Origin of the sequence: Streptomyces sp. NPDC127106 (genome assembly GCF_042677605.1) — a bacterium.
GTDB lineage: Bacteria > Actinomycetota > Actinomycetes > Streptomycetales > Streptomycetaceae > Streptomyces.
Map to the genome: position 1 here is coordinate 5,463 of NZ_JBHXTC010000010.1, position 10,475 is coordinate 15,937.

At 73.7% G+C, this 10,475-nt stretch carries 9 protein-coding genes and 1 pseudogene; 5 read left to right on the plus strand and 5 right to left on the minus strand.

Annotated features, from left to right (window positions below; translation table 11 throughout):
• Window positions 1-193 precede the first annotated feature (193 nt).
• Window positions 194-1,219: an ATP-binding cassette domain-containing protein gene (locus ACFVGY_RS12245; protein WP_385674963.1), complete on the plus strand. Its 1,026-nt coding sequence runs from the start codon at window positions 194-196 to the stop codon at window positions 1,217-1,219.
• Window positions 1,216-2,070 (plus strand): ABC transporter permease, encoded by an 855-nt coding sequence (locus ACFVGY_RS12250; protein WP_385674966.1) that lies wholly within the window; start codon window positions 1,216-1,218, stop codon window positions 2,068-2,070. Before ACFVGY_RS12245 ends, ACFVGY_RS12250 begins: the two co-directional genes overlap by 4 nt.
• Before the next feature lie 58 nt (window positions 2,071-2,128).
• Here the strand turns inward: ACFVGY_RS12250 and ACFVGY_RS12255 are convergent, their stop codons facing one another.
• Window positions 2,129-5,638: a BTAD domain-containing putative transcriptional regulator gene (locus ACFVGY_RS12255; protein ID WP_385674969.1), complete on the minus strand. Its 3,510-nt coding sequence runs from the start codon at window positions 5,636-5,638 to the stop codon at window positions 2,129-2,131.
• Between ACFVGY_RS12255 and ACFVGY_RS12260 the strand changes: the two genes are divergently transcribed.
• Window positions 5,637-6,440 carry a site-2 protease family protein gene (locus ACFVGY_RS12260; protein ID WP_385674972.1) on the plus strand — a complete coding sequence of 268 codons (804 nt, stop codon included), beginning with the start codon at window positions 5,637-5,639 and terminating at the stop codon, window positions 6,438-6,440. The genes ACFVGY_RS12255 and ACFVGY_RS12260 overlap by 2 nt on opposite strands.
• 62 nt (window positions 6,441-6,502) lie before the next feature.
• Here the strand turns inward: ACFVGY_RS12260 and ACFVGY_RS12265 are convergent, their stop codons facing one another.
• The 3 genes from ACFVGY_RS12265 to ACFVGY_RS12275 form a co-directional block, all read right to left on the minus strand.
• Window positions 6,503-6,697 (minus strand): hypothetical protein, encoded by a 195-nt coding sequence (locus ACFVGY_RS12265; protein WP_385674975.1) that lies wholly within the window; start codon window positions 6,695-6,697, stop codon window positions 6,503-6,505.
• 101 nt (window positions 6,698-6,798) lie between these two features.
• On the minus strand, window positions 6,799-7,503 hold the full coding sequence (gene npdG, locus ACFVGY_RS12270; protein ID WP_385674978.1) for an NADPH-dependent F420 reductase: 705 nt from the start codon (window positions 7,501-7,503) through the stop codon (window positions 6,799-6,801).
• A 202-nt stretch (window positions 7,504-7,705) separates the two neighbouring features.
• Window positions 7,706-7,954, minus strand: coding sequence for a hypothetical protein (locus ACFVGY_RS12275; RefSeq protein WP_385674980.1), 249 nt, complete (start codon window positions 7,952-7,954; stop codon window positions 7,706-7,708).
• 114 nt (window positions 7,955-8,068) lie between these two features.
• On the opposite strand from ACFVGY_RS12275, the gene map reads away from it, so the two are divergent.
• Together map and ACFVGY_RS12285 are read left to right on the plus strand one after the other, a co-directional pair.
• A complete protein-coding gene (gene map / locus ACFVGY_RS12280) occupies window positions 8,069-8,926 on the plus strand; it encodes a type I methionyl aminopeptidase (protein ID WP_385674983.1) in 858 nt (285 codons plus the stop codon).
• 149 nt (window positions 8,927-9,075) lie between these two features.
• Entirely contained in the window at window positions 9,076-9,723 is a 648-nt protein-coding gene (locus tag ACFVGY_RS12285) for a heme oxygenase (biliverdin-producing) (RefSeq protein ID WP_385674986.1), read from the plus strand.
• A gap of 153 nt (window positions 9,724-9,876) precedes the next feature.
• Here the strand turns inward: ACFVGY_RS12285 and ACFVGY_RS12290 are convergent.
• Window positions 9,877-10,401 (minus strand): annotated as a pseudogene (locus tag ACFVGY_RS12290) (PhzF family phenazine biosynthesis protein); the annotation flags it as partial.
• Window positions 10,402-10,475: the final 74 nt, after the last annotated feature.

A 10,475-nucleotide genomic window follows, 5' to 3' on the forward strand; every position in this document is an offset into this window, starting at 1 on the left:
CGCGCCCGCGGGGTGGGGGGGGGGGGGGTGTGTGTATCCGCGCCCGGGCGCGCGCCGCGCCGCCCCGGCGGGGGCGTCGGCGGTCCGTGCTGTCGGCCGGCCGTCGGTCCGTTGTCGGTCCGTTGTCGGTGCGGCCGCCCGGTTGTCGGTCGGCTGTCGGTGCTTTGTCGGTGGCGGCTGGTCCCATGGGGGCATGACGCGAAACGACAAGAATCCCCGGAACGGCGGGAACGCCGTCGAGGTGCGGGGACTGGTCAAGCACTTCGGCGAGACCAAGGCCCTCGACGGTGTCGACCTGGACGTCCGCGAGGGCACGGTCCTCGGGGTCCTCGGTCCGAACGGCGCCGGCAAGACCACCCTGGTGCGCTGCCTGTCCACCCTCCTCGTCCCGGACGCCGGGACCGCTCGGGTCGCCGGGTACGACGTGGTCCACCAGCCGCGCCAGCTGCGCCGCACCATAGGCCTCACCGGCCAGTACGCCTCGGTCGACGAGCGGCTGTCTGGGTGGGAGAACCTGTACATGATCGGCCGGCTGCTCGACCTGTCCCGCAAGGACGCCCGCCGCCGCGCCGACGAGATGTTGGAGCGGTTCTCGCTGACCGACGCGGCGAAGAAGGTCGCCGGGATGTACTCCGGCGGCATGCGCCGCCGCCTGGACCTCGCGGCCTCCCTGATCGGGAACCCGGCCGTGATCTACCTGGACGAGCCGACCACCGGCCTGGACCCGCGCACCCGCAACGAGGTGTGGGACGAGGTGCAGCGGCTGGTGACCGAGGGCGCGACCGTCCTGCTCACCACCCAGTACATGGAGGAGGCCGAGCAACTGGCGAGCGAGGTGACGGTCATCGACCGCGGCAAGGTCATCGCCAACGGCAAGGTCGACGAACTGAAGGCCCGGGTCGGCGGCCGCACCCTGCGGATCCGTCCGGTGGACCCGGCGGAACTGCCCGGCATGGCCCGGTCCCTGGCCGAGGCGGGCCTCGACGGAGTCGCCGGCTCCCAGGCCGTGCCGGACGAGGGCGTGCTGCTGGTCCCGATCCTCAGCGACGAGCAGCTGACCGCGGTGGTCGGGCTGTTGGCGGCCCGCGGCTACGCCATCGCCGACCTGGGCACGTACCTGCCCAGCCTGGACGAGGTGTTCCTCTCCATCACCGGCCACTCGGCCACGTTCCCCGAGGGTTCCGTTCCCACCGGCACGACCAAGGAGGTCGCGGCATGAGCACGACGACTACCGCCCCGGCCCGCGAGGCGGCCGCCGGAACGCCCGCGCCGAAGGCGGTGCGGTCCGCGGAGGGCCGGATCGGCCTGCGCGGGAACCTGCGACACATAGGTGCCCTGTCACGCCGCAACGTCCTCCAGATCAAGGCGAATCCGGAGTCGGTGCTCGAGGTCGTGCTGATGCCGATCGTCTTCATCCTGCTGTTCACGTACGTCTTCGGCGGCGCGATCGCGGGCAAGGGCAACCAGGACGTCTACGTCAACTACCTGGTCCCGGGCATGATGGCGATGACGGGCCTGAACATTGCCATGGCGGTGGGCACCGGCGTCAACGAGGACTTCAAGAAGGGCGTCATGGACCGCTTCCGGTCCATGCCGATCGCCCGCTCCTCGGTCCTCATCGCCAAGATCGTGGTCGAGATCGGCCGGATGCTGGCGGCCACCGCGATCCTCCTCGGCATGGGCTTCCTGCTGGGCCTGGAGATCAAGACCTCGCTGCTGGACCTGCTCGCCGCGGTGGGCCTGTCGATGGTCTTCGGCGCCTCACTGATGTGGATCTTCATCCTGCTCGGTCTGACCATGAAGACCGCCCAGGGCGTCCAGGGGGTGGCGATGCTCGTGCTGATGCCGCTCCAGTTCGGCAGCTCGATCTTCAGCCCGCCGTCCTCGATGCCCGACTGGCTGCAGTCCTTCACGAAATACAACCCGCTGTCCAACCTGGCCGACGCGGCCCGCAACCTCATCAACGGCGGCCCGCTCGCCCACTCGGTGTGGATGACGCTGGGCTGGGCCGTGGTGATCACCGCGGTCACGGCGCCGCTGGCGGTCGCGAAGTTCCGCAACAAGACCTGATCCGGTGGGACGGTCCGTTCCGGATCGCGTCCCGGACGGGCCCCGCTCGGGGGGCGGATCAGACGAGGGCGGTGGCCTCCTCCAGGGTGAGGCCGCCGCCTTCGGCGTACGCCGCCTCGTACGCGGCATCGCCGAGGGCCGCCCGGGCCAGCTCCTCGGCCAGGGCGTAGTCCTCCCGCTCGGTGCTGACCGGGAAGTGCCCCGCGGGGAGCAGGGCCCGGTACACGCCGAGGAGCCGCGCCGCGTCGTACGCGTGGCCCGGTCCGACTCCGACTCCGGCTCCGGGACCGGGACCGGGACCGGGACCGGGACCGGGACCGCCGAGGATGGCGTGGGAGCGGGCCGCCGTCATCAGGTACACGGCGGGCATCTGCGGGGCGACCATCAGGGCGAGCGGGTCCTTGGCGCTGGCCATGGCCTCCCGGAGCAGCACCAGCGCCTTCTCGGGCCTGCCGTCCTGGTTCTCCAGCCAGGCCAGGGTGCCGAGCAGGAACCCGTCGAAGATGGCGTACGCGCCGAAGGCGAACTCGTCGCGCAGCCGCTGGAGCTGGGCGCGGCCCTCGGGGATCCGGCCGGTGCGCCCGTAGCAGACGGCCAGGAACATGCGGGCGGCGGGCAGGGCCTCGTTGCCGTACGCGTGGTGGGTGCGCAGGATCCCGGTGAGCAGCTCCTCGGCCTCGGCTGCCCGCCCGCTCTCGATCAGGACTCCGGCCATCCGCACGCGCAGGACCGTGACCTGGGAGGAGGCGCCGAGCCGCTCGGCATACTCGATCGCGGAGCGGAAGTCCTCGGCGGCGGACGCGTACCGGCCGCGTTTCTCGTGGGACTCGGCGCGCGCGGACAGGGCCTCCGCGCAGCCCCAGTCGTCGCCCAGCTCGGTGAACAGGGCCAGGCTCTCCTCGGCGTCGCGGACCGCGTCGCCGGCCCAGGAGGCGCGGCTCGCCAGGATGTTGGCGCGCAGCTGGAGGGCGCCGGCCAGCTCCCAGCGGTAGTCCAGGGCGCGGGCGGTGTCGACGGTGGCGTCGATGACGCGCTGGAGCAGGTCGGCGTTCCCGGAGAGCATCGCGGCGTAGACCCACAGCGAGCCGGGGGCGCTGCAGGTCTGCGGCATGCCGGGCCGGTAGGCGGCGAGGATCCCTTGGATCTGGTACCGGACCTCCGGGGAGGTCCAGCTCTCGTTGCTCTGGTCGCGGGCGGCGAGCTGGACCATGCGGATGCCGCGCCAGGCCTCGGTGAGCCGCTCGCCGCTGTAGGGCGGGGGCGTGTCCACGAGGCGTTCGTACACCGGCTCGGCGGGGGTGACGGGCGGCTGGAAGGGGTCGGGGCCGAGGGCTCCGGCGGCGTTCGCCCAGTGCCGGGATTCGGCGCGCAGGTCGTGCATCTGCCAGTACCAGACGAGGGAGTGCACCAGGCACAGCACCTCGTCGGTGTCGCGGGCTGCGACGGCCCGGCGCAGGGCGGTGCGGAGGTTCTCGTACTCGGTGGCGAGGCGTCCGGCTGCGGCCCGCTGGCCGTGGCCACGGAGCAGCGGCTCGGTGGTGCGGGCGAGTTCCCGGTAGTGGACGAGGTGGCGCCGCTCGGTGGCGGCCCGGTCGCCGGGGACCTCGTCCAACCGCTCGCCGGCGTACTCGGCGACGGTCTCCAGGAGCCGGTAGCGCATGCCGTCGGCGGAGGGGGCGGGGGCGGCGATGACGAGGGACTTGTCGACGAGGGAGCCGAGGAGGGAGGCGACGTCGGCGCTGTCGGGGGCGCCGGCGGCAGCGTCGGCGGGGGCGGCGCAGACGGCTTCGGCGGCGGCCAGGTCGCAACCGCCGGCGAAGACGGACAGCCGGGCGAGGACGGTCCGCTCGGGCTCGTCGAGCAGGTCCCAGGACCAGTCGACGACCGCGCGCAGCGTCTGCTGGCGGGGCAGGTGGGTACGGGCGCCGCTGGTCAGCAGCCGGAACCGGTCGTCCAGCCGGTCCGCGATCTGGCGGGGCGTGAGCAGTCGCAGCCGGGCCGCGGCCAGCTCGATCGCCAGCGGCAGCCCGTCGAGGCGGCGGCAGATCTCGGCGGCGGCCCCGGGGTCGTCGCCGGTGGTGAAGCCGGGCCGGGCGGCGGCGCCGCGGTCGTCGAGCAGCCGCAGCGCGACCGGGTCGGGCAGCGGCTCCACCGGGCGCAGGAACTCGCCGGGCACGCCGAGGGGTTCGCGGCTGGTGGCCAGGATCCGCACGCCGGGGCAGTGGGTGAGGAGCTGTTCGGCGAGCTCGGCGGCGGCGCCGACGACGTGCTCGCAGTTGTCCAGGATCAGCAGGAGCCGGAGGCGGGCGCAGTGCTCGGTGAGCCGGTCGAGCGGGTTGTCGCCGGCGCGTTCGGTCAGCGCGCGCAGCTCCTCGGCGGAGGCGCCGCGCAGCTTGGTCTCGCGGGCCCCGAGGGCGGTGAGCACGGCCTCGGGGACGTCGTCCGGGTCGTCCACGGGGGCGAGCTCGGCGAACCACACGCCGTCGGGCCAGTCGGCCGGGGCGTGTGCCTCGGCGGCCTCCTGGGACAGCCGGGTCTTGCCGGCGCCGCCGGGCCCGAGCAGGGTGACCAGGCGGGCTTGCGCGAGGTCCGCGCCGATGGCCCGGATGTCCTCCTCCCGCCCGACGAAGGTGGTCAGTCGCGCCCGCAGGTTCCCGCGGCTGCGGAGCTCGGCGGGGCCACCGGGCGGGCCGGCCGGGGGCCCGGGGCGGGCCGGGGCCGGGCCGTCCGCTCCCGGGGCCGGTGGCGGGGTGCCGGCCGGGGCCGGCTCGGCGGCCGGTGGGGCACCGGCCTGGGACAGCAGGGCGGCGTGGAGGGTGCGCAGGGCGGGGCCCGGGTCGGCGCCCAGCCGGTCGGCGAGGTCCTGCCGGACCTCCTCGTAGGCGGCCAGGGCCTCGGCGGTGCGGCCGGAGTCGCGCAGTGCCCGGATCCGGAGCGCCTGCAGGGGCTCGTCCAGCGGGTGCTGCGCGCACACCGCGGCGAGCTCCGGCAGGGCGCGGGCCGCCTCCCCGAGGTCGAGGGCCGCGGCGAGCCGCCCCCGCCGCGCGTCCGTCCGTACGGCCTCCCAGCGCGCGGCCTCCGGCCCCGGGTCCGGGAGGTCGGCGAGCGCCGGGCCGCGCCACAGGGCGAGGGCCTCGTCGTACAGGGCGGCCGCCCGCGCCGGGTCCCCGTCCGCGGCGGCCGCGGCGGACCGGACCAGCCGTTCGAAGCGGTAGAGGTCCACGTCCTCGCGGTCGGCGGCGAGCCGGTACCCGCCGTCCGCCGACCGCACGGCCTCGTGGCCGAGCGCCCTGCGCAGCCGGGCGACCAGCGCCTGGAGGGCGGCGTACGCGTCGGCCGGCCGGCCACCGTCCCACACCTCGGCGACGAGGAGGTGCGCCGGCACCGTCCGCCCGGGCCGCAGCGCGAGCGCGGTCAGCAGTGCGCGCAGGCGCGCGCCGCCGACGGCGACGGGGGTACCGTCGTCGCGGGTGGCCTGGGTGGTGCCGAGGATCGCGTAGCGCACCGGTCCATTGTCCCCGGACCGGTATCCCGGACGGCCCCCTACCCGGGATAGGTTTCGCCGCATGGGTCATCAGAGCACGCGCAGCGACCGGCAGGTCAGTTCCGTTTTCCTCGGCATCGCCGCGATCATGGCAGTCACGGGGTGGGCGGTGTGGACGGGGTACTCGTCGAGCGCGGGCCTGGCCGTCTTCCTCTTCGTCACGGCGGCGTGGATCGTCTCGCTCTGCCTGCACGAGTACGCGCACGCCCGTACCGCCCTGCACGGCGGCGACCTCACGGTCGGCGCCAAGGGCTACCTGACGCTGAACCCCCTGAAGTACGCGCACCCGCTGCTGAGCATCGTCCTGCCCGTGGTCTTCGTGATCCTGGGCGGTCTGGGCCTGCCCGGCGGGGCCGTGTACATCGAGCGGGACCGGGTGCAGGGCCGCTGGAAGCACAGTCTGATCTCGGCGGCGGGCCCGCTGACGAACGTGGCGTTCGCGGCGGTCTGCACCGCCCCCTTCTGGCTGGACGCCGTCGACGGCGTCCCGCTCGCCTTCCGCTTCGCCCTGGCCTTCCTCGCGCTGCTCCAGGTCTCCGCGGCGATCTTGAACTTCCTGCCGGTGCCCGGCTTGGACGGCTACGGCGTCATCGAGCCCTGGCTGTCGTACCGGGTGCGCCGGGAGGTGGCGCCGCTGGCGCCGTTCGGCCTGATCGCGGTGTTCGCGCTGCTGTGGGTCCCGGCGGTCAACGCGGCCTTCTTCGGGGCCGTCGAGGGGATCCTGTCCGCGCTGGGCGTCTCCGACGTGGAGACGTACTGCGGGCACAGCCTGTACCGCTTCTGGCAGGAGACGGACGGCCTGTGCGCCGTCCCCCAGGCCGAGTAGTCCTGCTCGTGGTCCCCGTGGAGGTCGAGTCGTCGGGGCGCGCCGCGGCGGCCGCGGCCCAGCTAGCCGGCGGAGCCGGTGGAGCCGGAGGCCTTGCGTGCCTTGTCCTTGCGCACGTAGTACCAGGCCATGTTGGACGTGAGGCCGGCGAGCAGCACCCACACGATGCCCAGGAAGCTGCCCTCCACGAAGGCGACCGCGGCCGCCGCCACGGAGAGGACGCAGACGACGGTGGCGAAAACGGCAAGGCGGGGCATGGGGTACGGCTCCTCGGCGACACGGGTGGGGTCGAGCCCCTCCAGTGTCCCCCATGCCCCGCAGTGCCCCCGTAAAGGCACCCGGCCGGGCGCGGTCACGTTCAGACGTCGGTGATGCGGAGGCCTGAGTGGGCCTTGTAGCGGCGGTTGGCGGAGATGAGATTGGCGACCAGGGACTCGACCTGGTGGGCGTTGCGCAAGCGGCCGGCGAAGACGCCGCGCATGCCGGGGATGCGACCGGCCAGGGCCTGGACGATGTCGGTGTCGGCGCGGGACTCGCCGAGGACCATGACGTCGGTGTCGATCTCCTCGACCGACTCGTCCTGGAGCAGGACCGCCGAGAGGTGGTGGAAGGCGGCCGTGACCCGGGAGTCCGGGAGGAGGGCGGCGGCCTGCTGGGCGGCGCTGCCCTCCTCGACCTGGAGGGCGTAGGCGCCCTGCTTGTCGAAGCCGAGGGGGTTGACGCAGTCCACCACGAGCTTGCCCGCGAGGTCCTCGCGCAGGGCCTCCAGGGTCTTGGCGTGGCCCTCCCACGGCACCGCGATGATCACGATGTCGCTGCGGCGCGCGCATTCGGCGTTGTCCGCGCCCTCCACACCCAGGCCCAGCTCGGTGGCGGCGTGCGCGGCGCGGTCGGCGGCGCGGGACCCGATGATCACCTTCTGGCCGGCCTTGGCGAGCCGGTAAGCCAGGCCGCGGCCCTGGTCGCCGGTGCCGCCGAGGACGCCGACGACGAGGCCGGAGACGTCCGGCAGGTCCCACGGGTCCTTCGCGGGGGGCTTCTGTGTGCTGTCAGTGGAGGTCATGGGGGTGAGCGTAATGCCGGGGCTCGTGCGATCGAACAGGCAGCGGTTCCGTGCGGTGCGTGACGCTACCGGCTCGTATCGTTTCCGGGCCGTCGCCCGGGGCGGGGGGCGGCGGCGAGCGGCGACGGACGGCGGGCGGGCGGCCGGGGTGCGCCGGCGGGGCGCCCCCCCTCCGCCCTCCCGGGGGAGTGCGCGGAATCCGTCAGGTCCCCGCCGTTCCCGTCGTGCCCTCGTCCTCTTCGCGCGACTTGTCGTTCCACCTGGGGTCGTTCTGCCATTCGAGGTTGCGCTCCTGCGCGGTCTGCATGGCGTGGGCGGCCTCCTCGGGGGTGGCGTACGGGCCGAAACGGTCCTTCGCCGGGCACTCGGGCCCCTCCTCGACCTTCTGGTGCACCAGGCAGTAGTACCACTCGCCCGGTTTGCCCACCTGGCGCTTCTTGAACAGGGCCATCGTCCTCGGGCTCCTCTCGCCGACCGCCCGCCGCCGGTCCTCCGGCGTCCTCGGCCGTTCTCCGCTGCTCTCTGCCGCCATGCTGCCCCATCCCCGCTGGATACACTCGCTTGCATGTCTGGCCAGTCGCTGCTCGTCCCCGGCGAGCTCTCTCCGACCCGTTCCGTTCCCGGCAACATCCGCCGGCCCGAGTACGTGGGCAAGCCCGCGCCCACCCCGTACACCGGACCGGAGGTGCAGTCGGCCGAGACCATCGAGGCCATGCGCGTCGCCGGCCGGATCGCCGCGCAGGCGATGGAGGAGGCGGCGAAGCTGATCGCCCCCGGGGTGACCACCGACGCACTGGACCGGGTGGCACACGAGTACATGTGCGACCACGGCGCCTACCCGTCGACGCTGGGCTACCGGGGCTTCCCGAAGTCCCTGTGCGCCTCGGTCAACGAGGTGATCTGCCACGGCATCCCCGACTCCACCGTGCTGCGCGACGGCGACATCGTGAACCTGGACGTCACCGCGTACATCGGCGGCGTGCACGGCGACAACAACGCCACGTACCTGTGCGGGGACGTGGACGAGGAGTCCCGGCTGCTGGTGGAGCGCACCCGCGAGGCCCTGAACCGGGCGATCAAGGCCGTCAAGCCGGGCCGGCAGGTCAACGTCATCGGGCGGGTCATCGAGTCGTACGCGAAGCGTTTCGGCTACGGCGTGGTCCGGGACTTCACCGGCCACGGCATCAACTCGTCCTTCCACTCCGGCCTGATCATCCCGCACTACGACAGCCCGCACGCCACGACGGTGATGCAGGCGGGGATGACCTTCACGATCGAGCCGATGCTGACGCTGGGCACCCACGAGTACGACATGTGGGACGACGGCTGGACCGTGGTCACGAAGGACCGGAAGCGGACCGCGCAGTTCGAGCACACACTGGTGGTGACGGACACGGGGGCCGAGATCCTCACCCTGCCGTAGGGGCTTCGACCCCAGGTTTTCACCGCAGGGGCGTTTTACCGACAACACGTCGGGAACACATTGACTTAGGTAAGCCTAAGTAAGAGGATCGGGCATGGCGGCCGCCCGTGCCGCCGTGCCCCGCATCCACGCCCGACGGAGGTCTTGTCTTGGACGCCTTCTCCACGGTCATCCGTGTCGCCTCGCACGAGCAGCACACCGAGGCCGAGTCCTCGACGTTCATGAGCGACCTGCTCGGCGGCCGTCTCGGCGTGGACGCGTACGCGCGCTACACCGAGCAGCTGTGGTTCGTGTACCGGGCCCTGGAGGATGCGGCCGGGTCCCTCGCGGACGACCCGGTCGCGGGCCCCTTCATACAGCCCGAGCTGATGCGCGTCGCCGAGATCGAGCGCGACCTGGCGCACCTGCGCGGCCCCTCCTGGCGCGAGACGCTGGTGGCGCTGCCCGCGACCGCGGCGTACGCGGCCCGGATCGCCGAGTGCGCGGCCACCTGGCCCGGCGGGTACGTCGCCCACCACTACACGCGCTACCTGGGCGACCTCTCCGGCGGCCAGATCATCCGCGACAAGGCGGAGCGGACCTGGGGCTTCGAGCGCAAGGGCGACGGGGTCCGGTTCTACGTCTTCACCGGCATCGCCAACCCGGCCGCCTTCAAGCGGCACTACCGCGAGCTGCTGGACGCGATCGCCGCGGACGACCTGGAGAAGCAGCGCATCATCGACGAGTGCAAGCGCGCCTTCGACTACAACGGGGCCGTGTTCCGGCAGCTCGGCCAGGAGTTCCCGCTCAGCGCCTGAGCCCGGCGACGGTCCCGGCCCGGGGCGACGGTCCCGGCCCGGGGCGACGGTCCCGGCCCGGGGCGAGGGTCCCGGTCCGGGTCAGCGGCCCGGCCCGGGTCAGCGGCCCGGTCCGGGTCAGCGGCCCGGTCCGGGTCAGCGGCCCGGTCCGGGTCAGCGCACGTGCACGGCCATGCCCATGCGGCCGTATGCCGGTCCCGTGCGCGGCGGTGCGTCGAAGCGGACGCGGCCGCCGATCTCGACGGTGCCGTCCGGGCCGGGGGCCGTGAGGATCTGCGAACCCGCGCCCTGGGTGATGTTCAGGGCGCGGTTCAGCTGTGCCGTCAGCAGGACCGCCGCCGAGCCGGTGGCCTCGTCCTCGGTGATGACCCCGTCCGGGCGCCGCGGGAAACCGCGGGCCCGGATCCGGCCCGCGGCCTCGTCCTCCCAGGCCCACGCGTACAGCCAGCCCTCGCCCGGCGGCGGGGCGGGCAGCGCGTCGACCTCGGCGGGGGTGGCGTACTGCTCGGTGCGCTTGCCCTCGACCCACTCGGGCCGCGCGGTGATCCAGGTGAACTCTCCGTCGTACCGGGCCCACACCTCGCCGGCCGGCGGCTGCAGCTCCTCTATGTCCAGCAGCCAGGCGACACCGACGAGCGGATGCCCGGCGAAGGACATCCGCGTGCCGGGGGTGCGGATGTGGGGGGGCCCCCCCCCCGGGGGGGGCGGCCGCAACCACACGCGCGGACGCCCGTTCGCCGGGCCCGGCCCGG